At 69.5% G+C, this 23737-nt stretch carries 24 protein-coding genes and 1 pseudogene; 13 read left to right on the top strand and 12 right to left on the bottom strand.

Going from position 1 to position 23737, the window contains the following annotated elements; translation table 11 throughout:
- Nucleotides 1-41 precede the first annotated feature (41 nt).
- Nucleotides 42-551 carry an aldo/keto reductase gene (locus ACH4U7_RS11920; protein WP_398527816.1) on the top strand — a complete coding sequence of 170 codons (510 nt, stop codon included), beginning with the start codon at nt 42-44 and terminating at the stop codon, nt 549-551.
- A 3-nt stretch (nt 552-554) separates the two neighbouring features.
- Here the strand turns inward: ACH4U7_RS11920 and ACH4U7_RS11915 are convergent, their stop codons facing one another.
- The gene (locus ACH4U7_RS11915) at nt 555-1490 is read right to left on the bottom strand and encodes a phosphotransferase family protein (RefSeq protein ID WP_398527815.1); all 936 of its coding nucleotides are present in this window, start codon (nt 1488-1490) and stop codon (nt 555-557) included.
- A 206-nt stretch (nt 1491-1696) separates the two neighbouring features.
- Here ACH4U7_RS11915 and ACH4U7_RS11910 point away from each other — a divergent pair, with 206 nt between their 5' ends.
- The 3 genes from ACH4U7_RS11910 to ACH4U7_RS11900 all read left to right on the top strand — a co-directional run bounded on the left by ACH4U7_RS11910 (nt 1697) and on the right by ACH4U7_RS11900 (nt 4720).
- Complete coding sequence (locus ACH4U7_RS11910; RefSeq protein WP_398527814.1) at nt 1697-2482, top strand: 2OG-Fe(II) oxygenase; 786 nt, start codon at nt 1697-1699, stop codon at nt 2480-2482.
- A gap of 56 nt (nt 2483-2538) precedes the next feature.
- Complete coding sequence (locus ACH4U7_RS11905; protein WP_398527813.1) at nt 2539-3270, top strand: 2OG-Fe(II) oxygenase; 732 nt, start codon at nt 2539-2541, stop codon at nt 3268-3270.
- Nucleotides 3271-3547: 277 nt separating this feature from the next.
- Nucleotides 3548-4720, top strand: coding sequence for a MalY/PatB family protein (locus ACH4U7_RS11900; RefSeq protein WP_398527992.1), 1173 nt, complete (start codon nt 3548-3550; stop codon nt 4718-4720).
- Between the two features lie 9 nt (nt 4721-4729).
- On the opposite strand, the gene ACH4U7_RS11895 is transcribed toward ACH4U7_RS11900, so the two are convergent.
- Entirely contained in the window at nt 4730-5341 is a 612-nt protein-coding gene (locus ACH4U7_RS11895; protein ID WP_398527812.1) for an exonuclease domain-containing protein, read from the bottom strand.
- 156 nt (nt 5342-5497) lie between these two features.
- Nucleotides 5498-6082, bottom strand: coding sequence for a helix-turn-helix domain-containing protein (locus tag ACH4U7_RS11890; RefSeq protein WP_398527811.1), 585 nt, complete (start codon nt 6080-6082; stop codon nt 5498-5500).
- Nucleotides 6083-6133: 51 nt separating this feature from the next.
- Between ACH4U7_RS11890 and ACH4U7_RS11885 the strand changes: the two are divergent.
- Nucleotides 6134-6572: pseudogene (locus ACH4U7_RS11885) on the top strand (EamA family transporter); the annotation flags it as partial.
- A gap of 40 nt (nt 6573-6612) precedes the next feature.
- Here the strand turns inward: ACH4U7_RS11885 and ACH4U7_RS11880 are convergent.
- The 4 genes from ACH4U7_RS11880 to ACH4U7_RS11865 all read right to left on the bottom strand — a co-directional run bounded on the left by ACH4U7_RS11880 (nt 6613) and on the right by ACH4U7_RS11865 (nt 10967).
- Complete coding sequence (locus ACH4U7_RS11880; RefSeq protein ID WP_398527810.1) at nt 6613-7350, bottom strand: FadR/GntR family transcriptional regulator; 738 nt, start codon at nt 7348-7350, stop codon at nt 6613-6615.
- Between the two features lie 49 nt (nt 7351-7399).
- The gene (locus ACH4U7_RS11875) at nt 7400-8020 is read right to left on the bottom strand and encodes a bifunctional 4-hydroxy-2-oxoglutarate aldolase/2-dehydro-3-deoxy-phosphogluconate aldolase (RefSeq protein WP_398527809.1); all 621 of its coding nucleotides are present in this window, start codon (nt 8018-8020) and stop codon (nt 7400-7402) included.
- A gap of 43 nt (nt 8021-8063) precedes the next feature.
- Nucleotides 8064-9032, bottom strand: coding sequence for a sugar kinase (locus tag ACH4U7_RS11870; RefSeq protein WP_398527808.1), 969 nt, complete (start codon nt 9030-9032; stop codon nt 8064-8066).
- A gap of 123 nt (nt 9033-9155) precedes the next feature.
- Nucleotides 9156-10967 (bottom strand): IlvD/Edd family dehydratase, encoded by a 1812-nt coding sequence (locus tag ACH4U7_RS11865; RefSeq protein WP_398527807.1) that lies wholly within the window; start codon nt 10965-10967, stop codon nt 9156-9158.
- A 137-nt stretch (nt 10968-11104) separates the two neighbouring features.
- Between ACH4U7_RS11865 and ACH4U7_RS11860 the strand changes: the two genes are divergently transcribed.
- From ACH4U7_RS11860 to ACH4U7_RS11850, 3 genes are all read left to right on the top strand, one after another.
- Entirely contained in the window at nt 11105-12421 is a 1317-nt protein-coding gene (locus ACH4U7_RS11860; protein WP_398527806.1) for an MFS transporter, read from the top strand.
- Nucleotides 12422-12539: 118 nt separating this feature from the next.
- A complete protein-coding gene (locus ACH4U7_RS11855) occupies nt 12540-13058 on the top strand; it encodes a MarR family winged helix-turn-helix transcriptional regulator (protein WP_398527805.1) in 519 nt (172 codons plus the stop codon).
- A 31-nt stretch (nt 13059-13089) separates the two neighbouring features.
- Nucleotides 13090-13854 carry a class I SAM-dependent methyltransferase gene (locus ACH4U7_RS11850; protein ID WP_398527804.1) on the top strand — a complete coding sequence of 255 codons (765 nt, stop codon included), beginning with the start codon at nt 13090-13092 and terminating at the stop codon, nt 13852-13854.
- Nucleotides 13855-13930: 76 nt separating this feature from the next.
- Here ACH4U7_RS11850 and ACH4U7_RS11845 read toward each other — a convergent pair whose 3' ends face one another.
- Complete coding sequence (locus tag ACH4U7_RS11845; protein WP_398527803.1) at nt 13931-14395, bottom strand: SRPBCC family protein; 465 nt, start codon at nt 14393-14395, stop codon at nt 13931-13933.
- Nucleotides 14396-14441: 46 nt separating this feature from the next.
- On the opposite strand from ACH4U7_RS11845, the gene ACH4U7_RS11840 reads away from it, so the two are divergent.
- The gene (locus tag ACH4U7_RS11840) at nt 14442-15050 is read left to right on the top strand and encodes a TetR/AcrR family transcriptional regulator (RefSeq protein ID WP_398527802.1); all 609 of its coding nucleotides are present in this window, start codon (nt 14442-14444) and stop codon (nt 15048-15050) included.
- Between the two features lie 50 nt (nt 15051-15100).
- On the opposite strand, the gene ACH4U7_RS11835 is transcribed toward ACH4U7_RS11840, so the two are convergent.
- Complete coding sequence (locus ACH4U7_RS11835) at nt 15101-16624, bottom strand: methionine--tRNA ligase (RefSeq protein ID WP_398527801.1); 1524 nt, start codon at nt 16622-16624, stop codon at nt 15101-15103.
- Between the two features lie 273 nt (nt 16625-16897).
- On the opposite strand from ACH4U7_RS11835, the gene ACH4U7_RS11830 reads away from it, so the two are divergent.
- Complete coding sequence (locus ACH4U7_RS11830) at nt 16898-17875, top strand: nucleotidyl transferase AbiEii/AbiGii toxin family protein (RefSeq protein WP_398527800.1); 978 nt, start codon at nt 16898-16900, stop codon at nt 17873-17875.
- Between the two features lie 54 nt (nt 17876-17929).
- Here ACH4U7_RS11830 and ACH4U7_RS11825 read toward each other — a convergent pair whose 3' ends face one another.
- Nucleotides 17930-18892, bottom strand: coding sequence for a zinc-dependent alcohol dehydrogenase family protein (locus ACH4U7_RS11825; RefSeq protein ID WP_398527991.1), 963 nt, complete (start codon nt 18890-18892; stop codon nt 17930-17932).
- Nucleotides 18893-19034: 142 nt separating this feature from the next.
- Here ACH4U7_RS11825 and ACH4U7_RS11820 point away from each other — a divergent pair, with 142 nt between their 5' ends.
- Nucleotides 19035-19673, top strand: coding sequence for a TetR/AcrR family transcriptional regulator (locus ACH4U7_RS11820; RefSeq protein WP_398527799.1), 639 nt, complete (start codon nt 19035-19037; stop codon nt 19671-19673).
- Nucleotides 19674-19894: 221 nt separating this feature from the next.
- On the opposite strand, the gene ACH4U7_RS11815 is transcribed toward ACH4U7_RS11820, so the two are convergent.
- A complete protein-coding gene (locus tag ACH4U7_RS11815; RefSeq protein WP_398527798.1) occupies nt 19895-20080 on the bottom strand; it encodes a hypothetical protein in 186 nt (61 codons plus the stop codon).
- On the opposite strand from ACH4U7_RS11815, the gene ACH4U7_RS11810 reads away from it, so the two are divergent.
- Nucleotides 20079-21446, top strand: coding sequence for an MFS transporter (locus tag ACH4U7_RS11810; RefSeq protein WP_398527990.1), 1368 nt, complete (start codon nt 20079-20081; stop codon nt 21444-21446). The two genes, ACH4U7_RS11815 and ACH4U7_RS11810, sit on opposite strands and share 2 nt — an antisense overlap.
- Nucleotides 21447-21458: 12 nt before the next feature.
- The gene (locus ACH4U7_RS11805) at nt 21459-22130 is read left to right on the top strand and encodes a class I SAM-dependent methyltransferase (protein WP_398527797.1); all 672 of its coding nucleotides are present in this window, start codon (nt 21459-21461) and stop codon (nt 22128-22130) included.
- 56 nt (nt 22131-22186) lie between these two features.
- Here ACH4U7_RS11805 and ACH4U7_RS11800 read toward each other — a convergent pair whose 3' ends face one another.
- Nucleotides 22187-23716, bottom strand: coding sequence for an aldehyde dehydrogenase family protein (locus ACH4U7_RS11800; protein WP_398527796.1), 1530 nt, complete (start codon nt 23714-23716; stop codon nt 22187-22189).
- Nucleotides 23717-23737: the final 21 nt, after the last annotated feature.

The following is a 23737-nucleotide window of genomic DNA, read 5'->3' as shown; positions in this document are numbered from 1 at the left end:
CGTCCACCCGGACCCGGCACCCCCTTTCCCGTTCACGGGCTGTGCCCCAGCAGCACTCTGATCCGGTACGAAGGCAGAACACGGCCGCCCCACGCGACGAAGCAACATCCATCTCCGTCATACACCAAGCCCTGGTTCTGGGCGTGACTTTGATCGACACCGCTGACGTCTACGGTCCCTACACCAACGAGGAACTCGTCGGCCCGGTCGAGTTCTCCGTCTACGGCCCCGTCACCGCCGTTCGGAACGTGCTGCCGGGCATGCGCGCCCTGGGGCGCGGCACCGTCCTGTTCGTCAACGGCGGTACCGCCGTCGTGCCCCACCCCGACCGAGCGGGCACGTCGATCGCGTTCGCCGCGGAAAGCGCGTACGGCCGACTGCTGCACGACACGCTCGCGGCCGAGGGCATCCACGTGGCGCAGCTGATCATCCCGGGCGCGATCATCCCCGGTCACGCCAAGAAGGACCCGGCAGCTCTGGCGAACACCCTGTGGAACCTGCACCAGGAGCGGAACGGTTTCCGGCACTTCGCCGACGACCTGGACTCCTGAGCCTCAGACCAGGTTCGTCCAGGGAGCCGGCGGAGTCGAGGCGAAGAAGCGCAGGAGTCCCAGGAGTCGACTGGTCGGCGGTGCGGTCCAGTGGCGCTCGCCGGGCTTGGGGACGGGATGCAGCAGCCGGCCGAGGGCCCAGGTGAGGTGGAACCAGAGCACACGCGCCTCCCACGAGCCGACTTCCGCCGGAGTTCCCTCGCCGCTTCCTTGCCGATATCCCTCGAGCATGGCGGGAATGCCGGTCAACGGGGTCTTGGCGAACTCGATCGCCGGGTCGGCCCACTGGGCGTCCCCCCAGTCCACGATGCCGGTGAGAGCCGGCGCGCTCCGGGAGACGAGCAGGTTCTGCGGGGCGATGTCGCCGTGCACCAGGACCCGGGGCTCGTCCGTGGGCAGGTACGCCGAGAGCCGGTCGAACCAGTCAGCCAGCCAGCGCGAAGCCTCGATGTCGATCCAGCCTTGTGCGAAGAGGCGGTCCACCAGGGCTCGGGGGTCTCCGCCGCCATCGTCTTCGGGGACGGCCGACAGACCGGGTTCCGCCCTCGCGGACAGCCGATGGAGCGTGGCCAGTTCCCGCCCCGCCTGCCGGAAGACGGTATCCACCTCCGCGCGGAGTGGTTGGGCCTGCGCGAGATCGGCCCCCGGTGCCCGGACAAGGACCATGTAGGGCATATCGGCCACGGACCGGGTGTCATCGAATGTGACGACATCGGGAGTGCGCACGCCGGCTCGCCGTACGACAGGGATGACCATGGCTTCCTTGACCAGGTCGGCCACAAAACGCTCGGCCCGCGGGATGCGCAGCACCAGATCGTCCCCGAGATGGAAAACATGGTTCGCCCCACCCGGAGGGGCCGCCCGCACCTCCCCGATATCGACACCATGCCGGGTGGCGATGGCGGCCAGTGTCTCGCGACTCGGCTCGTAGTCATCCATGGTCGAGCATGCTGACATGACCGGGCGGATGCGCTCCGCCCCTTTTCCGGAGCCGGAGCCGGAGCCGGACCCCGGAACGTGATGTCCGAATGCCGCCAGCATCCGGCCGGGACGGACACGATGCTCGGATACGAACCAGGGGTGGCCCGCAGCGAGGCGATTGCCGGGTTCGACATCCACCCGCGCCGTCCCAGGAAAGACCCTTCATGAACCAGCTCACCCCCGCCACCGACACCCTGTTCTCCCCTGCCGAGGCGGACGGTGCGGCACCGAGCATCCTTCCCACCGCGGGGCTTGCGGCGCTCGCCAAGCTCAACTGGGAAGAGCTGTATGCACAGCTGAACGAGGAGGGCGTGGCCGTCACCGCGCCGCTCCTCTCGCCCGCTCAGTGTCGGGAGATCATCGACACGTTCGACAAACCCGGCCTGTTCCGCTCCACCGTCGTCATGCAGCGGTACCAGTTCGGCCGCGGCGTCTACAAGTACTACACCGACCCGGCCACCGTCCCGCTGATCCAGACCCTGCGCGAGCGGCTGTATCCGCCGATGGCGTGGATGGCCAACCGGTGGGCGCCGCAGTTGAACGAACGTACCTTCCCCACCGCGCTGGAAGAGCTGCTGGCCGAGTGCGCGGACAACGGGCAGCACCGCTCGACCCCGCTGCTCCTGCGGTACGGCCCCGGCGACTACGCCTGCCTCCACCAGGACATCTACGGCGACATCGTCTTCCCGCTGCAGATCGCCATCATGCTCAACCAGCCCGGCGAGGACTTCACCGGCGGCGAGAACGTCTTCGTCGAACAACGCCCCCGGTTCCAGTCCCGGGCGATCGTCGTCAAGCCCCGGCTCGGCCAGGGAATGATCTTCCCCGTACGGCACCGCCCGGTCCGCGGCAAGAACGGCTTCCGCCGCCACCCGATGCGCCACGGCACCAACGCCGTCGAGACCGGACACCGCAACACCCTCGGCATCATCTTCCACAACGCCCGCTGATCCCCCGCCCGCATCGGAACGCCAGAACGCCACGCGCTCGCAGCAAGGACCTCACCATGAGCCAGACCATCCAACCCGCGGGCCCGGTCGTCGACAGGATCGCCCAGTGCGACTGGGCAGCCCTGACCGACGAGTTGGGCGAGTACGGCAGCGCCCTGACGGACCGGCTGCTCACTGCCGCCGAGTGCCGAGAGATCGCCGCGCTGTACCACGAGCCCGGCCACTTCCGTACGACCGTCGACATGGCGCGTCACCGCTTCGGCTCCGGCCAGTACCGCTATTTCACCCACGACCTGCCCAAGGTCGTACGGGAGCTGCGCGAGGCGTTCTACCCCCATCTCCTCCCCATCGCCCGCGACTGGACGGCCAAGCTCGGCCGTCCCGCCCCGTGGCCGGACACGCTTCAGGAGTGGGTGGCCATGTGCCACGAGGCCGGGCAGTCCAAGTCCGCACAGATCCTGCTGCGGTACGGCCCCGGTGACTGGAACGCGCTGCACCGGGACGTGTTCGGCGAGATGGTCTTCCCGCTTCAGGTGGTCATCGGCCTGGACGCGCCCGGAGCGGATTTCACCGGCGGGGAGTTCCTGATGACCGAGCAGCGGCCCCGCGCCCAGTCGAGAGGTTCGTCCACCGCCCTGCTCCAGGGACACGGACTGGTGTTCACCACCCGCGACCGGCCGGTCGCCACCAAGCGGGGCTGGGCCAACGGACCGATGCGACACGGTGTGAGCACCGTCCGCTCCGGCCATCGGCACACCCTCGGCCTCGTCTTCCACGACGCGGCATGAGACCACGGCGAGCGCAAGCGGGTTTACCGAAAACGAAAGCAATCTTCCAGTGGATTACGCGGCCGCACAGCGAAGAGCGCCTGCACTCCGCACTCAATTACCTACCGGCTGTCGAGCACAAACGCGACTTCTGGCGAAGCCAGGAACAAGTCCCGCAGTCCACCTAAATCGAGATCACTGGGTTCTGCTGAACTCCGCGCGGCATAAGATGGTTTGAGGAAGTAAAAGAGACGAAAGATTTGCGCGGCCCTTCGCCTATCTTTGGCCCATGGAGATCATGCCGCGCGACCTCGTTGCCCCTCGTGTTGCCAATCCGCTGTGTCAGCTCTCTTTGGAGCAGCTACGGAGGCGTACGAGCCTGAAATGGCGGACGTACCCGGAGGACGTGCTGCCGCTGTGGGTCGCCGAAATGGATGTTCCCCTGGCCGAGCCCGTCGCCCAGGCGATCCTGGACGCGGTGGCGCTGGGCGATACCGGCTACCCGACCGGGCGGGGGTACGCCGAGGCGCTGGCCAAGTTCGCCGGCGAGCGGTGGGACTGGGACGGGCTCGCGCTGGAGCGTACGGCCATCGTTCCGGACGTGATGCTGGGCATCGTCGAGATGCTGAAACTGGTCTCCGGACCGGGTGATCCGGTGATCGTCAACTCTCCGGTGTACCCGCCGTTCTACCAGCTCCTCGAGAACCTGGGCCGGCCGATCATCGAGGCTCCGCTCGGTGCGGACGACCGGCTCGACCCAGCCGTACTGGAGGGCGCCTTCGACCATGCCCGCGAGGGCGGGGGCCGACCCGTGTATCTGCTCTGCAGCCCGCACAATCCGACCGGCACCGTGCACACCGCCGACGAGTTGGCGCGCGTGGCGGCGCTGGCGCGGACGGGTGGTACGCGGGTCGTCGTCGACGAGATACACGCCCCGATCGTGGCGGCGGGCACGACATTCGTCCCGTACCTGAGCGTGCCCGGCTCGGCGAGCGGGCTGTCGCTGATGTCGGCGTCCAAGGCGTGGAACCTGGCCGGGCTCAAGGCCGCCCTGGCCATCGCCGGCCCCGATGCGGCCGACGATCTCGACCGCCTTCCAGAAGCGATCGGGCATCCCAGCCATGTCGGGATCATCGCCCACACCGCCGCGTTGCGGGACGGTGGCGACTGGCTCGACTCCCTGCTCGCCGGCGTCGACGACAACCGCCGGCTGCTGGCCGACCTGCTGGCCGAACATCTGCCCGCCGTGCGCTACGCCCCGGGCCAGGCCACCTACCTGGCCTGGCTGGACTGCCGTGGCCTGGGCCTGCGCGACGACCCGGCCGCCGTGTTCCTGGAGCGCGGCCGCGTCGCCCTGAGCTCCGGCATCCCCTTCGGTACCGGCGGCGCCGGCTTCGTCCGGCTGAACCTGGCCACCTCACCCGAACTGCTCAACGAGGCGGTGCGGCGGATGGCCGCCGCGCTCGACTGACCGGGAGCCTCAGGCGGTGATGGCCGTGCCGAGGACGGTCATCACGGCCACCGACCGGGTCTCGCACAGGTGCTTGATGGCCGCGGCGAAGGAATAGCAGTCGAAAAGCGCTGAATGCTCCTTCCCTTCGGCGGGCCTGGGGAGGTCGAGCACCTGCCACAGGCGGCCGACGTTGGCTTTTTCCGTCTGCGGTGCGACGGTGTTCAGCCAGGGGCGGATATTCAGGAAATGCGCACCGAGGAACCCGTTCTTGACCTCTTCCCCTCGGGCTCGCGCCCAGCCCACGTTCTCACCGAGAACGACCATGTCGTTACCGTAGGAAAGCACCGACTGCCCCCGGCAGAATCCGAGGAAGTCACCAAGTGCTTCCGCCGCGGATCCACCTTCCCGGTCCACCGTCTCCTGGTCGATTCCGGTCAACTCGGTGAAGTAGGACGACAGCCGCGGATTGACCACAGGTCGTACCAGTGCCTCGTACTCCTCGACGACGGAAAAGTCCTCACGCAGCCGCAACGCACCGATCTGCACAATCTCACGAAGCTGTCCCGGCGCCCCCCAGTCCTGCTCAAGCGCCCCCTGCCATGTCGTGAATTCAAGGTCGAACACAACAAACGTGGACACAACGGGTCTCCCTCTCGCGCAAGTCGATGCAAGGCTATCGCCGCTCCGGCCTCGGCTCACCGCGTCGTGAGATCCGGCCGTGGTGCCCGCCCCGAGGCCGAGCCGGCCGCCGTGCGGCCTGCCCGCGGGTCCACGCCGGGGTACGACGCCGTCTGGTCAGGTTGTGGCGGCGGGCCCGGGCGGCAGGTGGACCGTCATGATCAGGTGGCAGGTTTCGGCACCTGAGCCGCGGTACGTATGAGGCGCGTCGCCGTCGAAGGTGGCGGTCTGTCCGGCTTCGACGGTGTGCTCGGTGTCGTCGATGACCAGCGCCATCCGGCCGGAGGTGACGCTGATGGTTTCCACGACCCCGGCCTGGTGGGGATGGCTGGGGTATTCCTCGCCCGGCTCCAGCTGCCACCGCCACACCTCGACCGGGGCCGGGCCCGAGGTCGTCAGCATGAGCCGGGCCTCGCTCCCCCGCGGTCCGGTCCACAGCGGTGCGACGGCGTCGGCGGCCACGACGCGGACACGGTCTTCGGCCGGCCCTTGCATCAGGGCGGACACCGAAATGCCGAGCGTGTCGGCGAGTCTGACCAGGGTGGCCAGGTCGGGGTTGCCCTGGGCCTTCTCCAACCCGACCAGGGCTCCCTTGCTGACCTGGGCGCGCCGGCTGAGTTCGTCCAGGGACAGGCCCGCACGGGCGCGGGCCGCCCGCACGTTGTTCGCGACCGTCCGCAGGGCCGCGGCCGTCTCGACCATCCCTCTGGTCTCCGTCCTCGCACATGGATCGATCCGATGCACCGTACTGTCGCCGGACACGGCGCGGGCTCGGCGCGCCCCTCACGTACGGCGCTGCTGCTGGCCTTGGGCGCGGGTGCCGCCATCGCCCTTCAGCTGATCTTTTTGCACCAGGCGCCGTCCGACAGCGGGGGCCCCGCTGATCGTGGGCCGGGCGGTGTCATCCGCTGTCACCCTGGTGGCGGCAGGGATGATGCACCGCAGGCTGGGCCCCGAGCGGCCCGCGTACGCGATGTCGGCCGCCGCGGGTGTGCTGGACTCCGTGGCGAATCTGCTGTTCCTGTCGGCCGCCCGCAGCGGGGACCTCACCGTCGTCGCCATGATCACCGCCCTCTACCCGGCCGGTACGGTCCTGCTGGCCCGCGGTGTGCTCGCCGAGCGCATCCACCGCGGCCAGGTCATCGTCCTGGGCACCGCCGCCGTCGCCGTCAGCCTCCTCGCCGTGGCCTGAGCAGGTCCGCGTAAGTACGTACGAGCTTCCCGTGTTCTCCTCAGACGTCCAGCGCGCATGAGGCCGACGGTGGCGTGGCGGTGTCGCTCAGCAGGCCCTCGACCTCGCTGTGGGCGGTGTCCACGATGGACCGTACGCAGGCCGCGGCATCCGCCGGGCGCCCCTCGGCGACGGCCTGCGCGACTTCCTGGTGGCGCCGGACCGCCGCCTCGTCGACCCGCTCCGGCATCAGGCTCAGCTCGCGGCGGGCGGTCAGCAACTCCTCCGTGACCTCGGCGAGCTGGGCGAACATCCCGTTGCCCGACGCGGTGAGCAGCGCCCGGTGGAACGCGGCGTCCGCCGCGACGAACCCGGCCGTGTCCGCCTCGGCCGCCGCGGTCGCCATCGCCCGGGCATGCGCCAAGAGCGCCTTGCAGGTTTCGTCGTCGCCCGAGGCCGCGGCAAGCGCGGCCGCGGACGGCTCGACGGCGGCGCGCAGTTCCGCCAGTTCGCGCAGCTGGGCCCCGCGGTGCGGTGAGTTCAGCCGCCAGCGGATGACCTGGGGGTCGTACAGGTTCCACTCGGTCATCGGCCGTACGGTGATGCCGATACGGGGGCGGGAGGTGACGACGCGCTTGGACTCCAGCACTCGGACCGCTTCCCGGGCGACGGTCCGTGAGACGCCATAGCGCTCCTGGACGTCCTCCAGGCGCAGCACCTCGCCGGCGCGGGTCTCCTCCGCGGCGAGGGACAGGCCGATCTGGTCCACCACCTGTCCGTGCAGCCCTTGCAGTTCCACGCGCTCCCCGTTTCCGTCCTGCTCTACCGCCCTCGACCGACCCGGGGTTTCAGCGGGCCTGTGCGAGGCGGCCGAGGAGCGTGGTCACCCGCTCGCCCGCCGCTTGGGCGCCGCCCGAGGTGAGCGCCGAGCCCATGCCGCAGGCGATGGCCCCGGCCGCGATCCACTCCGGTGCGTTGTCCATTGTCACACCACCGGTGGGGATCACGGGGGCCTGGGGTAGTGCGGCCCGTACGTCGCGCAGCCAGGTCGGCGATGCGCCGGAGGCCGGGAAGAGCTTGAGCGCGTCCGCGCCCTCCTCCAGGGCACGGACCATTTCGGTCGGGGTGGCGACGCCGGGGAAGACCGGCACGCCGTAGCGGTGTCCGGTGCGGATCACCTCCGGGTGCAGGCTCGGCGACACCAGGAACCGGGCGCCCGCCTCCACCGCGGCCCGCGCGGCGGGGGCGTCGATGACCGTGCCGGCGCCGACCAGGGCATCCGGCCGTTCCGCGGTCAACTCGGCGACGGCGCTCAGCGCGCGCGGCGTGGTCAGCGCCACCTCCACGGCGTTCAGCCCGGCGTCGAGCACGGCCACGGCCGCGGCCAGGGCCTCCCGCGGCCCAGCCGCCCGGACGATCCCGAACACCCGCTGAGCGGTGACGGCCCGGACGATGTCCCATCGATACATGAGTGCTCCTGGTGTGGTGCGGTGGTGAAGTGAGTGCTGGGCGTCAGCGGTGGACGGTCTCCGCGCCGCCCGTGAACGACGACAGCGCGCGATCCAGGCCCCGGCGATCGGGAAGGCCGTCGGTGTCGGTGGTGCACTGCACCACGAGCGCGGCGACCGCGGCCGCCGCCGCCAGACAGCGGTCGTACGGTGCGCCACTCAGGACCCCGGAGAGAAACCCGGCGGCGAACGCGTCGCCCGCCCCCACCGGGTCGGCGGCCGGTACCCGGAACGCGTCCTGTCGCCATGTGCCGTCCGCCGTACTGCAGGTGGCCGACTTGTCGCGGTGCTTCACCACGGCCGTGGTGACACCCGCGGCGAGCAGCCCGTGGGCCGTCGCGCCCAGCAGCTCCAGCTCGTCCTCGCCGGCCAGAGTTACGTCCGCCTGTTCCAACAGCGGCCCCACGACCGTGCGCCAGCGCTCGGGGGTGCCCAGTTTCAGCCGTACGTTCGGGTCGAAGGAAACCGTCGCGCCGACCGCGCGGGCCAGCTCCAGCAGCCGCAGCGTCGCCGTGTGGGCGGAGTCCGAGAGCATGGGGGTGATGCCCGTGATGTGCACGAGCCGGGCGCCCTCCACCATCTCGGCGGTCAGCTCGTCGGCGGTGAGCCGGGACGCCGCCGAGCCCGCCCGGTGGTACTGCACATCGATCGCCCGCGCCGCATGGCTGTCCCGCAGCAGCAGCCCGGTGGGCGCCGATGGGTCCACGACGGCGTACGACGTGTCGATGGCGTCCGCGCGCAGCTGAGCCAGTACGGACCGGCCGGAGGGGTCGTCGCCGACGCGGCCGAGCCAGCGCGTGTGGTGTCCGAGCCTGGCGAGCCCGGTCGCCACGTTGGACTCCGCGCCCGCCACGGAGCGCCGGAACACCGTCGCCCGCTCCAGCGGCACCCCGGGCTCCGCCACCATCAGGAGCATCGCCTCGCCGCATGTCACGACCTCAGGCGCCACCGGCCGCCCGGGGGCAGCGCTCATCGGAGAGGTTTCCGGCTCCGGGGGTGGGCAGCGTTCCGGCGGGACACGCTCGCTCATGCGTGACTGTTCCTCGTAGGACATGCGTACTCCTCTGAATGCCTCAGAACACCTGTGGTGAATGCCTCAGAACGCCTGCCGCGGCGGGGCGGAATCGGTGGAGCCGACCAGGAAGTCGAGATCGGCGCCGGTGTCGGCCTGGGTGACATGCCGGGTGTAGAGGTATGTCCAGCCGCGGTCGGCGGGCGGCTTCGGCGGTTGCCACTCGGCCCGCCGCTCGTCCAGTTCGGCGTCCTCGACCAGCATGTCCAGGCGCCGCCCCGGTACGTCGAGCCGGACCTGATCCCCCGTACGTATCAGCGCCAGCGGTCCGCCGACCGCCGCCTCCGGGGCGACGTGCAGCACACAGGCGCCGAAGGCCGTACCGGACATGCGCGCGTCGGAGATCCGCACCATGTCCCGGACCCCGGCGTCGAGGAGTTTCTTGGGCAGCGGCAAGTTGCCCACCTCCGGCATCCCGGGGTAGCCGCGCGGGCCGAGGTTGCGTACGACGAGGACGGTGTCGGCGGTGACATCGAGGTCGTCGTCCTCGGCGACGGCCAGATACTCCTCCACGGAGTCGAAGACCAGGGCGGGGCCGGTGTGCCGGAGCAGTGCCGGGTCGGCCGCGGACTGCTTGACGACCGCGCCGTCGGGCGCGAGGTTACCGCGGACGACGGCGGTGCCGGTGCCGGCGGGCTGCACCGGATTGTCGAGCGGGCGGATCACCTCACGGTCGTACACCTCGGCGCCCGCGCAGTTGTCGACGAGGCTCCGGCCGGTCACGGTGACGGTGTCGTGGTGCAGCCGGTCCCGCAGATCGTTGATGAGCGCGGGCAGCCCGCCGGCATACGCGAACTCCTCCATCAGGAAGCGGCCGGACGGCATCAGGTCCACCAGCAGCGGCAGTTCGGCGCCGAGCCGGTCGAAGTCGTCGAGCGCGAGCGGTACGCCGAGCCGGCCGGCCACGGCGAGGAGGTGTACGACGGCGTTGGTGGAGCCGCCGATCGCCGCGTTGACCCGAATGGCGTTCTCGAACGCCTCGCGGGTCATGATCCGGCCCGGGGTGAGGGCGCTGCCCGCGAGTTCGACGGCGCGGGCGCCGGTGGCCTCGGCGAGTGTGCCGCGGCGGGCGTCCACAGCGGGCAGACCGGAGGCGCCCGGCAGCATCATGCCCAGCGCCTCGGCGAGACAGGCCATCGTCGAAGCGGTGCCCATGGTCATGCAGTGGCCCGCCGAGCGGTTCAGCGAGGACTCGAACTCGGTGAACTCCTCCTGGGTGATCGTGCCCGCCCGCAACTCCTCGGTCATCCGCCAGATGTCCGTACCCGAGCCGACGTTGCGGCCGCGGAAGCGCCCGTTGAGCATCGGGCCACCGGTGAAGACGATCGCCGGCACCCCGGCGCTGGCGGCGCCCATCAGCGCGGCGGGGGTGGTCTTGTCGCAGCCGGTCAGGAGGACGACGGCGTCCAGCGGGTTGGCCCGGATCTGCTCCTCGATCTCCATGGCGGCGAGATTGCGGTAGAGCATCGAGGTCGGGCGGAGGAACGGCTCGCCCAGCGACATCGCGGGAAACTCCAGCGGGAAGCCACCCGCCTGCAGCACACCGCGTTTCACGGCATCGGCGAGGATCTGCAAGTGGCCGTTGCACGGCGTCAGTTCGGAGTAGGTGTTGCAGATGCCGATGACGGGGCGGCCGTCGAAGTTATGACCGCCCCGGCCCATGGCGCGCAGATGGTGCCGTGAGATGAAGCCGTTCTTCCCTCCGTCGCCGAACCAGGCGCGGCTGCGGAGGGGGGCGGCGCTGCCGGCGTTGGCGACGACGGTGGCGGCGGTGGCTGCTGTGGCGCTGCCGGTGCTGTCGGCGGTGGCGGTGGGCGAGGGGTCGAGCGCGGCCATGCGCGATGTCCTTTCCGTGCGCTGAGGTGGCCGTGACCAAGCTGTGTCCCATCCACCTCTTCAATGGTGCTATCAAATCACGATACCTTCCGTCACCGTCCAGAGGATCAATGCCGAAACTCCTGGGAGAGAGCCGCATGGAAGCGAAAGTGATGAAAACGGTCACCTGGCGGCTGATGCCGTTCCTGGTGCTGCTCTATTTGGTCGCCTATGTCGACCGGTCGAACGTCGGGTTCGCCAAGCTGACACTCCAAGACGAACTGGGGCTGTCCAGCGCCGCGTTCACCCTCGGCCAAGTCGCGTTCTTCGTCGCGTACGCGATCTTCGAAGTGCCCAGCAACATCCTTCTCGAGCGGTTCGGAGCGCGCCGCTGGTTCACCAGGATCATGGTCAGCTGGGGCCTGGTCACCGTCCTCACGGCCCTGGTCTCCACCGCCTGGCAGTTCTACGCCGCCCGTTTTCTGCTCGGCGTGGCCGAGGCGGGGTTCTACCCCGGCGTCCTCTACTACCTGACCAAGTGGTACCCGTACCGCTACCGGGCGCGGATGACCGGCTGGTTCATGATGGCGTCCCCGCTCGCCTTCATCATCGGCAATCCGCTCATGGGCGCGCTCGGTGACCTGGACGGCACCCTCGGCCTGGAAGGCTGGCAGTGGATCTTCGTTGCCACCGGGCTGCCCGCCATACTGCTCGCCGTCGTCACTCTCCGTATCCTCCCGGACGGACCGGACGGGGTGCGCTGGCTGACCGCCGACGAGAAGGGCTGGATCGCCGATGAACTCGCCCGAGAGACGGACGCGCTGGGCGCGGCCCACGAGAACCCGCTGAGCGCACTGCGCGACAAGCGCGTCGTGTGGATGGCGCTGTACTTCCTGTGCTTCCCCCTCGGCGCCTACGGCCTCAGCTTCTGGCTGCCGACCATCGTCGACGGCTTCGGCGGCCTGTCCTCCACGGCCACCGGGTTCATCACCGCCATTCCCTATGTCTTCGTCGCCCTCGGCCTGTACGTCGTGCCAAAGCTCGCCGACCGCAGCGGCTCCCGCTACCCGTGGATCGCCGCCACCACGGCCGTGGGCGCCCTGGGCCTGGCCGCCACCGCGCTGGTGGACAACCACGTGCTGCAGATGGCGCTCATCAGCGTGGCCGCGGTGGGCATCTTCGCCGGACAGCCGGTGCTCTGGTCGCTGCCGTCCCGGTTCCTCACGGGCGTTCAGGCCGCCTCGGGCATCGCCATGATCAACGCCGTGGGCAACCTGGGCGGCGGATTCGGTCCCATGGGGATCGGTGTGATCGTGGACCGCACCTCGTCCCCCGTCACCGGTCTGTGGTTCCTGGTCGCCGCGATGGCCGTGGCCACCGTCGCCACCTTCGGCATCAAGCGGCTGATCGAGGGCCGACCCGTCATCGCGAACACGCAGCAACGGGACACCGAACTCGGGCGCTCCACGGTCTGAGCCACCCCGGCCGCCCGGCCACCAACTGAACCGACCGCCGACACGGCGGTCGGTTCACCCTGTCGGCCAGGAGCGGGTACGCCTTTTATCTGCTTGTACAAGCAGATACCGTGCCCCTGTGACGACTCCAAGTCAGAGATCCCACGAGACACGGCAGCCCGCCGACGACGCGCAGGACGACCGCTGGTGCATGGCCGTACGACTGCTGGGCCGCGTGGAGAAGCAGTTGGACGACGCTCTGCAGTACGGGCACGGCCTGCCGCTGTCGGAGTACCGCGCACTGTGCGCGCTCGGCCGCCCCGACAGCGGCCCCGCCCTGCGTATGGGTGAGTTGGCCGACCGGATCGGGCTCAAGGACAGCACCGTGACGCGCCTGGTCGGCCGGCTGGAAGCGCGGGGGCTGGCGGAGCGGACATCCGCGGCTGGTGACGGTCGGGCGGTCAGCGCGAGCATCACCACGACCGGCCGGGAACGCTACGCGGAGGCGACACCCACGTATCGGGCCGCCCTCGGGGACGCCCTGGAGGCCGCTCTGGCAAACGTGTACCTCGCCGATCTCGCCGCCTGGGTGCGTACGGGTGAGTCGGCCGTGAGCGACGCCACCACACTCGGCCCGCTCCCCGGCTCCGGGGAATAGCCACCGCCAGCTGCTCGCGAAAGGAACCCGTATGACCACCGCTGCCGAGCACTACGACGATCTGCTCGCCGAGCACTACACATGGATGCTCGGCGGTGACATAGAGACGGTGGCGGCGGCACAGGCCGAACTCCTCCGCGGTCTCGGCCTGGTCGCCCCTCCGGAAGAGAACACCACCGCCGTCGACCTCGGCTGCGGCCCCGGCCCCCAGGCCCTGGCCCTCGCCCGCCTCGGCTTCACCGCGGTGACCGCCGTCGACACCAGCACCACGCTCCTGGACGAACTCCGGGAACACGCCAAGCGCTCCGGGACCGCGGAGGCCATCCGTCCCGTCCACGGAGACATCCACGGCGCCCTGCCCCGACTCACCACCCCGGGCTCGGTCGCTGCCGTGGTATGCATGGGCGACACCCTGCCGCACCTGTCCAGCCGTACGCACGTACAGGAACTGATCACGGACATCGCCAAGGCGCTGCGCCCGGGCGGAAGTTTCGTCGCCACCTACCGCGATCTGACACACGAACTCATCGGCCCGGACCGCTTCATCCCCGTCCGCAGCACCGCGGACCGGATCCTCACCTGCTTCCTCGACTATCCCGACGAGAACACGGTCCAGGTCCACGATCTGCTGCACACCCGCCATGACGACGGCTGGCAGCTCAAGGCCAGCAGCTATCCCAAACTCCGGCTGGCTCCGCAGTGGGTGACCGACCAGTGCCGCATGGCCGGCCTCGACATCCGCCACGACGAGGTGGGCCCCCGCGGTCTGCGCGTCCTGCACGCCATCAAGCCCTGACATCGACGCCTACAGTGGCTGCGTCAGACGAGGTCCAGCGAGCCACCAATGCAACCCGCGGTGGCATGCACGGCCGTCAGGAGTCGGCAGTGGACACATGGCGAGCCAACTCGTCGGCCAGGCGTTGCATGACCGTGCGGTTGGCGCGCCGCATCGTGGGCCGTACGACCGGGGACAGTAGCCGGTCGGCGAGAGGGGCGCGTTCCCAGGCGTAGGTGAACGAGATGCGGCTGCCGCCGGTTGGCAGCGGTTCGATGGTGTAGGTGCCGTGGGCCACGCGTCGGCCGGCCGCGCTGACGTTGCGTTCGACGATGCGCCGCGGCGCTTCGGCATCGACGACCTCGATGGCGACGTCGGTCTTCGTACCGCCCAGCGCCGCGGTGACCGTTGCGCACGATCCGATGCCGCGGTCGGGGCCGCTGTAGCGGTAGTCGGTCAGGTAGTGGTTGGTGAATCGCTCGTGGTGAGCCATGACATCGAGGAAGTCGAAGACCTGCTCGGGCGTCTGCGGTACGTCGATCGACACGGTGACGGGGATCATGTACCAGACGGTACACGCCCCATGTACCGATTGGTACACTCGCGACGTGGTGAATACGGACGACGCGCATTCCGAGGGCGAGGCCGGGCAGGGCACGGACGGGGACCGGCGTACACAACTGGTGGAGGCGGCGGTCGACCACGTCGCGGCGCACGGCATCGCGGATCTGAGCCTGCGCCGCCTGGGCGCCGCGATCGGCGTCAGCCACCGCATGCTGATCCACTACTTCGGCTCCAAGGAACAGCTGCTCATCGAGATCGTCCGGACGTCGGAGCGGCGCCAGCGCGATCTGCTGTCCCAGCTGCGCCTGGAGCCCGGTCTCTCGCCCGCCGATGTCGCGCGGCGGCTGTGGCGGCAGCTGACCGATCCTCGGCTGGCCGGTCAGGAACGGCTCTTCTTCGAGGTCTGCGGGCACGCCCTGCGGGGCCGCCCCGAGGCGGCCCCGGTCCTCGAAGGGCTCGTGACGGACTGGCTGGAACCGCTTGTGGCAGCCGAGACCGGCGCAGGGGCGGACCCCGCCGTGGCCCGGAACCGCGCCAGGCTGGGGCTCGCCACCGTCCGCGGTCTGCTGCTCGATCTGCTCGCCACCGGTGACCGCGCCGGTGTCGACGCGGCGATGGAGGAGTTCCTGCGGCTGTTCTACGGCTCGAAGTGAAAGCCGCTGATCACGCGGAGCAGCCGACCGGGCCAATGGAGCACCGGAGGTCACACCGGCCGCGTGTCCTCCTGAAGTCGGGAGAACAGCGGCTGTGCTGCGGGCAGACGCCCCTCGACCGGTGTCAGCTGTGCGGTGATCCGCGTGGCGGCATCGGGAATGAAGGGGCGTAGTTCATCCGCCAGTACGCGGCATGCGGTGACCAGTGTGACGAGGACGGTGTCGAGCCGCTTCGCAGCTTCGCTGTCGCCCTGCCGCTCCGCCCGAGCCAGTTCCCATGGCCGAGTGGCATCGATACATCGGTTGGCTTCCTCCACGATGTTCCAGACAGCGCGGGTGGCGCGCCGGAAGTCGAAGTCGGCCAAGGCGGCGTCGACGAGACCGGGCACCTTCCGGCAGACGTCCGCCAGCGCCAACCCACTGGAGGGGGCGGAGCCGGGGACGGTTCCGCCGCGAAAGCGGTGGACCATGGTCACGATGCGATGGACGAGGTTGCCCAGTCCCCCGGCGAAATCCCCATCCGCGCGGGCGGTCAGACGGTCGGGAGTGAAGTCGGCGTCCCCGACCCGGGGCACATCGCGCAGAAGCCACCAGCGCACCGCGTCGGTGCCATAGGTCGCGGCCAGTGCGGCCGGATCGACGGTGGTTCCGGCGGACTTGCTGATCTTGCGGCCGTCGACGGTGAGGTAGTCGTGGACCAGGATGTCGGTGGGCAGCGGAAGTCCGGCCGACAGCAGCATGGCCGGCCAGTACACGGCGTGGAAGCGCACCACTCCCTTGCCGACCAGGTGGACACGGCGCTCGCTGGTGGCCCACCACTGGTCGTAGGCGGTGTCATCGGTGCCGTATCCAAGGCTGGTGACGTAGTTGCCCAGGGCGTCCCACCACACATAGACGACCTGGCTCGGGTCTTCGGGCACGGGGATGCCCCAGCCCCGGGCGCGGCTGTGGGAGCGGGAGACGGAGAAGTCGTGCAGGCCGCCTTCGATCAGGGCCAGGACCTCGTTGCGGCGGGCGACGGGCTCGATGCGCAGGTCGCCGCTGGAGAGCAGCTGATGGAGGCGGTCGGCGTAACGGGACAGCCGGAAGAACCAGTTCTCCTCCGCGACGAGCTGAGGTTCGGTGCCGTGTTCGCCACACCGTCCATCGACCAGTTCGTCAGGGGTGTAGAACTGCTCGCAGCCCACGCAGTACAGGCCCTCGTACGCTCTGCGATAGAGGTCGCCCGACGCGGCGCACCTGCGCCACAGCCGTTCGACTCCGACGCGGTGGCGCGGGTCGCTGCTGGTGCGGATGAAGTCGTCGAACGAGAGCGCCAGTGGGCCGCGCAGTGCGGCGAACGCGTCGGCGTTACGGTCGACGAACGACTGCACATCGACGCCGGCCGCTTCGGCGGCCAGGACGTTCTTCAGAGAGTTGTCGTCGGTTCCGCTGAGCAGCCGGACCTGCTCACCTCGCCGGCGGTGGTGACGCGCCAACGTGTCCGCTTGGACGAGTTCCAGGGCGAAACCCAGGTGCGGACGCGCGTTGACGTACGGAATGGTCGTGGTGATGTAGCGGCGTGGTGCGGTCATCGGTCCTCCTACCGGGTAGCGAGGCCTGGTCGCACAACAGTCGAGGCCCCGTCCCGGGGCCTCGGATTCGGTACGCGTCCGTGCTCAGCAGCCCCGTCGAAGGGGCATCATCCGGCGCTGAGGCGAAAGCGTGATCATGCGCCCGAGGATAGCAACGGAGCGTCGTCGCAGCACGCCGTTTACGCCCCTCAGTGACGCAGCGCTGAACGTCAGGCGCTGTCGGAGCCGGTTGCTAGCGTCGTCTCCCGTGAACGGACGTGACGGAGGGCCCGCGTGAGCCCCGAGCGGCGCGCGGCACACCGCGCGGCCCTGGACCACGTGCTCGCCCTCATCGCAGAGGCACCGTGGAGCACATCCCTCGTGCTGCGCGGAAGCATGGTCATGTCGGCCTGGGCAGGGCAGGCGGCCCGTGAACCGGCCGACCTCGACTGGGTGGTGCTGGAGGACGAGGTCCGCGTGGACCCGCTGGACCCGTATCCGTACGTGGCGGGAGTCGAGGTCGTCCAGCAGTGGCCGGAAGCCGCGGACGGCGCGGCCCGCTACGAGATATGGCGGGACGAGGAGTTCGACACCGGCGGACAGCGCGCCGTTCTGCCGCCGGAGGGCCTGCACTGGATCGTCGCCGACGCGGAGACGGTGGAGCCGAGCCCCCCGTATATGGACCTGCTGGACCGTGTGCGCAGGCAGCCGGAGGCGGCCCCCGGGGTGCTGCTCGATGCGGACGCCGCGAAGGACGACGGCACGTGGACGTATGCGGAGTACGACACCCCCGGCGTACGTCTGGTGATCCCCTGGCGGGCGGAAGGGCTGCCGCCGGGCGAGGTGCGGCTGGACTTCGCCCGCGACGAACTGCTGCCGCAGACCCCGGTCTGGACACCGATCCCGAGGGGCGACGGCGGCACCCCCATCGCCGTACGGACCGCGAGCCCGGAGCTCTCGCTGGCGTGGAAAGTGCTGTGGCTGCACGCGGACTGCGAGACCGAGGGCCGGGCGCAGGGCAAGGACCTGTACGACGCGGTGCTGCTCGCCGAGGCGCACGGGACCAGGCTGTCACCGCGGCTGCTGCGGAAGGTGTTGCGCCGCACCCTGGGCAGCGGAGCCGACGGCTTCGGCCCGGGTGCCGTGGCCCGGTGGCGGGTCGACTGGAGCGGCTTCCGCGCGGAGCACCCGTGGGTACGCGGCACGGCGGAGGACTGGCTCGGCCGACTGGCCCGGGCCCTGGAACCGGTTTTCGCCGCCACCTCCCCCTAGGGCCTGTCGCTCGCACGCCGAGTGGCGGCGCCGACCGGTGCCGCCGCGGGCGCGTCAGGGCGTGAGCACGATCCGGCCGAAGACTTCGCCCGCGTCCATCTTGTGGTGTGCCAGGACGGCTTGGTCCAGCGAGAGCACATCGTGCACCACCGCGGTGAGTTCGCCCCGCGCCGCGGCCGTGAAGTGTTCGCGGCGTACGGCCTGCAGATCCGCCGCGCCGACCGTGTCCGCGCTGAAGGTGGCGAACGAGATCGACTTCTGGAACCGCGCCATCAGCGCCGTTCCGAAGTCCGCGGGCGGCTGCCCTCCCACGACCCCGACGGCCACCATGCGCCCGTGCGGATTGAGCCGGTCGAAGAACGACGGAAGGTCGTCGCCGGCCACGACATCGAGGATCACGTCATAGCCCGCGGGGGCGTCGGCGCCACCGTGGCCGGAGCGGTCCAGCACATCCGTCGCGCCCAGTCGGCGCAGGCGCTCTCCGCGCTCGGCCGACGACGTGGTCACCGCCACCGCGGAGGCGCCTTTACGGGCCGCCAGTTGCACCGCCATGATGCCGATGCTGCCTGCCGCGCCGCGCACGAGCACCGCGTCGCCAGGGGCGAAGTGGGCGTGTGCCAGGCCGAAGTGCGCAACGGCTCCGGGGCTGCCAACAGCGACCGCATGGGCCGGCGACAGCCCTGGGGGCAATGGCAGAACCTGCTCGAGCGGCGCGCACGCCTGCTCCACGTAGCCTCCTCCCGTGCCGGTGAAGGCCCACACCCGGCGGCCGACCCAGGACGCGTCAACCCCCTGTCCGACGGCCGTGACCGTGCCCGCCACCTCACTGCCGGGGACAAAGCCTTCCTCGAAGCCGTAAGCGGCCAGTGCTCCCCTGCGGATCAAGACGTCCACACCGGCGACCCCCACCGCCTCGACAGCGATGACGACCTCCCCCTCGGTGGGGACGGGCGTCGGCAGGTCGACAAGGGCCAGTCCCTCAGGACCTCCGAAGGTCCGGATCTGCACGGCCTTCACGGGTACCTCCACACACGCGATGTCTCGTTCGGACACTTACGCCCCCTGAACCGCCCCACATCGCACCCCGAGGGGTTTGACCTGGCCGGTTCTGCCTCGGACGTTAACGGACGCCCCCGTCCGGTTAACCTAAAGTGAGAGCGTGACCCACGATTTGCCTCACTCTCTGCGATCCGACGCGCGGGACAACCATGAACGGCTCCTCGAGGCCGCCCGGGCGCTGTTCTCGCGGGAGGGCCTGAGCGTTCCGATGCGGGAGATCGCGCGGCGCGCCGACGTCGGACCCGCCACCTTGTACCGGCACTTCCCGACCAAGGAGTCTCTGGTCGCCGCGGCCTTTGCCGACCAACTGCGTGCCTGCCAGGACATCGTCGACCAGGCGAGCGCCGACCCTGATCCATGGCACGGCCTGTGCCAAATGATCGAGAACGTCTGTGAACTGCACGCACGCGATCGAGGCTTCACCGAGGCGTTCCTGTCGGCCTACCCCCGAGCCGCCGGCCTGACCACCAGCCGCGAACACATGCTCAAGGCCATCGCCGACATGGCCGGCCGAGCCAAGCGAACGGGACATCTGCGCCCCGACTTCGTCCTGGACGACCTCGTCCTCATGCTGATGGCCAACAAGGGCATCCAAACGGCATCCCCCACCACCCAGGTAGCAGCTTCCCGACGCTTCGCAGCCTTCGTGATCCAGGCGCTCACCAACGGCCCGCACAACGCACCGCTGCCTCCGCCGGCACGTCTCACCTCAACGGGGGTGGACAACGGACAAAGATGAACGCATTTCCGCGAGCAGAAAGGGCCGCGGCTGACGCTGGTGTACGAACCGGTGCGGGTCCGGGGGCCCGCGCCACGGGGGCCGCTCTCTGTGAGTTTCTGTGAACTACCGGCTGACCAACTCCCGCGACCTGCCGCGTTCCATCGGACGGGACTACCGGTTCGCATGACGCACCCAGACTCGTGCAGATCTGTCCCAGAACAGCGCATCACCGTGAAGGCTCAGGCGATCTCGACCACATAAGGGTCCAGAGAGAAGGCAGAGCGCTTCATGCATGACAGCAGCGTGGGCAGCGTCGACACCAGCAGCGAACAGCCCAGCACCAGAGTGCCCGGCAGCGAACAACACACGAGTTGGAACGGGCGGCTCGTCGGCCAGGTGGCCATCCTGATTTTGGTGAACGCCATGGTGGACACGGTGGTCACGGCGCCGCTCCTCGTCCTTCCGGAGATGCTCGACCACTTCGGCACCGATCAGTCGGCGTGGATCGACGCCAGTTCGCTGCTCGCGGGAGCGATGTGGGCGCCACTGCTCGGAAAGAGTGCCGATATCCACGGCAAGCGCAAAGTGCTGGTCATGACGTTGCTCACCGCCTTGGCGGGCGCCCTGGTGTGCCTTGTCGCGCCCAGCCTCTGGGTGCTCGTCCTCGGGCGCCTGCTGCAGGGAGCGGCCGTGGGGGCCGTCTTCCTCACGGTCGCCCTCATCCGGGACATATGCGCACCGGACATGGCGATGATCGCCACCGGCATCGTGACCTCGGGCTCCGCGCTTCTCAGCATCGGGATGCCCGTTCTCTTCGAGATAACGGCCGCGGAGTTCGGCTGGCGGAGTGTGTTCGTCGCGTCGGCGGTGTTCGCGGCCGTCGCGGCCGTTCTCGTGCACAGGCTCCTTCCCGCGTCCACGCTCAGGACACCGGGCAAGGTCGACATCGCCGGGGCCCTGCTTCTCGGCGGAGGTCTGGCGGCGGTGCTCAGCTATATCAGTCTCGGGTCGGACTTCGGCTGGTTCGCCGTGGGGCCGCTCGCCCTGCTCGTGGCCGGCGCCGCGGCACTGGCCAGGTGGTTCCTGGTGGCGAGCCGGGTTCCCGAGCCTGTGATCGACATCAGGAACCTCGGCAGGCCACTGGTGCTCACGCTTCTCGTGGTCGTCTTCGGTACCGGCGCGTACCAGAGCATGCTCACGCTCTTCGGCCTCATCGCCAAGGTCCCGGCGGATCAGCACCTCGGGTACGGACTCGCCGCCCCGGGAGCGCTGGGCCTGCTGTACGGCGTACCGGCGATCGGAATCGTGCTCGGCGGCACCCTGGCCGGGGCGCTGGGAACACGCTTCGGGCCGGCCGTGACCCTCGCCGGCGGCGTAGCGCTCGGGACGGCGGGCACCGTCGGGATGTTCCTCGGGGACTCCCTGCTGCCTCTCGCGGTGGTGTGCTCCTTCCTGCTGAGCCTCACCGCGGGAACGCTCGTGACATCCGGCTTCAACATGGCGGCGACGCTCGCGCCCCCGGAGCGACAGGGCGTCGTGTCCAGCATGGTGATGGTCATGGTCGCGACCGGGGCGGTGATCCTGAAGTTCGTGGGTTCGGCCGTGCTCAAGTCCACCAACATGGTCATCGACGGCGAAACGGTGAACTCGGCCGCGGGGGTCCACGGTTACATCGCGATGGCGACCGGCGCGTTCGTGGCCGCCGCCGTGCTGACCGTCATCCTGCTGCGAACCCGCCACAGCGCGGCAGAAGATAAGATTCACGCAATTACGGCCATGAACGAGAGTTGAACAATGACGTCGATGGACGACATCCTGAGGGAAATCACCGACCTTCGGGAGGTTATGACGAACCGTTTCAGGCAGGTTGAGGCGCTGACGAATCTCTACGCGATCGTTCCCGTCAAGCACGCGATGCCACAACCCACAAAGTGGACGGCCTCGCCCGACCTCCTGCTGTTCCTGATCTCGCAGATCCAGAAGCAGCGTCCGGTCTCCATCCTGGATATAGGAAGCGGCGCCACAACGGTCTGGATGGCAAACGCGCTTCGCCATTTCGAAATCCCCGGGAAGATCGTCTCGATCGACCACGATGAAAACTTCGGCGCCGAGACAGCCGCCACGTTGCAGCAGCAGGGGCTGGACGCGTATGCACAGGTGCGTATCGCCCCACTGGTCGAGGTGGACATCAAGGGAGAGCGTCGGCACTGGTACGACCCGAAGCGGCTGGACGATGTCGAGAGCTGCGACATGGTGGTGGTCGACGGACCTCCGGGGTTCATGTATCCACTTTCCAGGTACCCGGCACTTCCCCTGCTGGAATCGAAAGTGAGCAGCGAGGCAAGGATAATCATGGACGATGCGAGTCGTCCCGACGAGCGGGAGATAGTCGAGCGCTGGTGCCGCGAGTATCCGGATTGGTCCTCCGAATTCATCGAGCATGAGAAGGGGACGGCTGTTCTCACGCGGCACTGAAGTGCTCGGTCCCGGCGGGGCGGAATACCGGCGATCGGTATCCCGCCCCAGCCTGATCAGAGGAAGCTGACGCCCTGGGCGAGGGCGAGTTCGCTGGAGTAGTTGATGGTGTTGGTGGCCGCGCGCATATAGGACTTCCAGGCGTCGGACCCGGACTCCCGGCCGCCGCCGGTGTCCTTTTCGCCGCCGAAGGCGCCGCCGATTTCGGCTCCTGAGGTGCCGATGTTGACGTTGGCGATGCCGCAGTCGGAGCCGGCGGCGGAGAGGAAGATCTCGGCTTCCTGCTGGTCGCGGGTGAAGATGCTGGACGACAGGCCCTGGGGGACGTCGTTGTGCAGCGCGATCGCCTCGCCGAGGGTGTCGTAGGTGAGTACGTACAGGATCGGTGCGAAGGTCTCCTCCCGTACGACATCGGTCTGTTCGTCGACGCGGACGAGGACCGGCTCGGTGTAGGCCGCCGAGGGCGCGGCCTCCGTCAGGCGCCGGTTTCCGCCGGCCAGGATCTTGCCGCCCTGGGCCTGGACGCGGGTGAGGGCGCCCAGCATGGCATCGAGGGCCGCGGTGGAGATGAGCGGGCCGACGAGCGTGGTGTCGTTGAACGGATTGCCAATGGGGAGCCTGTGGTAGGCGGCGGTCAGCCGCTCGATGAGGGTGCCGGCGATATCGCGGTGGACGATGAGGCGGCGCAGCGTCGTACAGCGCTGGCCTGCGGTGCCGACCGCGGCGAAGACGATGCCCTGGATGGCGAGGTCCAGGTCGGCGGAGGGGGCCACGATCGCCGCGTTGTTGCCGCCGAGTTCCAGCAGGCTGCGGCCGAAGCGGGCCGCGACGCGGGGGCCGACCTCGCGGCCCATGCGGGTGGAGCCGGTGGCGCTGACGAGCGCCACGCGCGGGTCGTCGACCAGCTTCTCACCGATGGCGCGGTCGCCGAGCACGAGGCGGTGTACGTCGCGGGGCGCGCCCACCTCCTCGGCGGCTCGGACGAGCAGGTGGTCGCAGGCCAGGGAGATCAGTGGGGTGAGTTCCGAGGGCTTCCAGATCACGGTGTCGCCGCAGACGAGGGCGATGGCGGTGTTCCAGGACCATACGGCGGCGGGGAAGTTGAAGGCGGAGATGACACCGACCACGCCGAGGGGGTGCCAGGTCTCGGCCAGGCGGTGGCCGGGGCGTTCGGAGGCGATCGTGCGGCCGTAGAGCTGGCGGGACAGGCCGACGGCGAAGTCGCAGATGTCGATCATTTCCTGGATCTCGCCAAGCGCCTCGGAGCGGATCTTGCCTGCCTCGATGGTGACGAGGTCGCCCAGGTCGCTCTTGTGCTCGCGCAGCAACTCGCCGAGTCGGCGGACAAGTTCACCGCGGCGCGGAGCGGGCGTGGTGCGCCAGGTGAGGAAGGCCGTACGGGCGGCGGCGATGGCCTCTTCGGTGTCGGCGTCGGTGGCGGCCGTCAGCCCGAAAAGGCTCTCGCCGGTGATGGGGGTGCGGGCGTGGAAGTCGTTGCCCTCGGGCACGTCGACGCCGATGTTCTGGAGGCTGCTACGGGCGCGGGCGCGCAGGTCGTCCGTGGTGGGCAGGGCTGTGCTGGTCATGGCGGTCCTTGGGGGTGTGAG

The sequence above is a fragment of the Streptomyces sp. NPDC020845 genome (genome assembly GCF_044334165.1).
Taxonomy (GTDB): domain Bacteria; phylum Actinomycetota; class Actinomycetes; order Streptomycetales; family Streptomycetaceae; genus Streptomyces.
The sequence above is the reverse complement of the archived record's forward strand: the minus strand, read 5'-3'. Positions and strand labels throughout refer to the sequence as shown.

Coding starts and splice junctions, on each gene's coding strand:
- ACH4U7_RS11800 (WP_398527796.1), bottom strand. CDS start 23,716: ATGACCAGCACAGCCCTGCCCACCACGGACGACCTGCGCGCCCGCGCC.
- ACH4U7_RS11815 (WP_398527798.1), bottom strand. CDS start 20,080: ATGGCGTTCACCAAAATCAGGATGGCCACCTGGCCGACGAGCCGCCCG.
- ACH4U7_RS11875 (WP_398527809.1), bottom strand. CDS start 8,020: ATGTATCGATGGGACATCGTCCGGGCCGTCACCGCTCAGCGGGTGTTC.
- ACH4U7_RS11915 (WP_398527815.1), bottom strand. CDS start 1,490: ATGGATGACTACGAGCCGAGTCGCGAGACACTGGCCGCCATCGCCACC.
- ACH4U7_RS11805 (WP_398527797.1), top strand. CDS start 21,459: ATGGACGACATCCTGAGGGAAATCACCGACCTTCGGGAGGTTATGACG.
- ACH4U7_RS11810 (WP_398527990.1), top strand. CDS start 20,079: ATGGTGGACACGGTGGTCACGGCGCCGCTCCTCGTCCTTCCGGAGATG.
- ACH4U7_RS11890 (WP_398527811.1), bottom strand. CDS start 6,082: ATGGTCGAGACGGCCGCGGCCCTGCGGACGGTCGCGAACAACGTGCGG.
- ACH4U7_RS11860 (WP_398527806.1), top strand. CDS start 11,105: ATGGAAGCGAAAGTGATGAAAACGGTCACCTGGCGGCTGATGCCGTTC.
- ACH4U7_RS11905 (WP_398527813.1), top strand. CDS start 2,539: ATGAGCCAGACCATCCAACCCGCGGGCCCGGTCGTCGACAGGATCGCC.
- ACH4U7_RS11870 (WP_398527808.1), bottom strand. CDS start 9,032: ATGAGCGCTGCCCCCGGGCGGCCGGTGGCGCCTGAGGTCGTGACATGC.
- ACH4U7_RS11845 (WP_398527803.1), bottom strand. CDS start 14,395: ATGATCCCCGTCACCGTGTCGATCGACGTACCGCAGACGCCCGAGCAG.
- ACH4U7_RS11850 (WP_398527804.1), top strand. CDS start 13,090: ATGACCACCGCTGCCGAGCACTACGACGATCTGCTCGCCGAGCACTAC.
- ACH4U7_RS11900 (WP_398527992.1), top strand. CDS start 3,548: ATGCCGCGCGACCTCGTTGCCCCTCGTGTTGCCAATCCGCTGTGTCAG.
- ACH4U7_RS11865 (WP_398527807.1), bottom strand. CDS start 10,967: ATGGCCGCGCTCGACCCCTCGCCCACCGCCACCGCCGACAGCACCGGC.
- ACH4U7_RS11835 (WP_398527801.1), bottom strand. CDS start 16,624: ATGACCGCACCACGCCGCTACATCACCACGACCATTCCGTACGTCAAC.
- ACH4U7_RS11910 (WP_398527814.1), top strand. CDS start 1,697: ATGAACCAGCTCACCCCCGCCACCGACACCCTGTTCTCCCCTGCCGAG.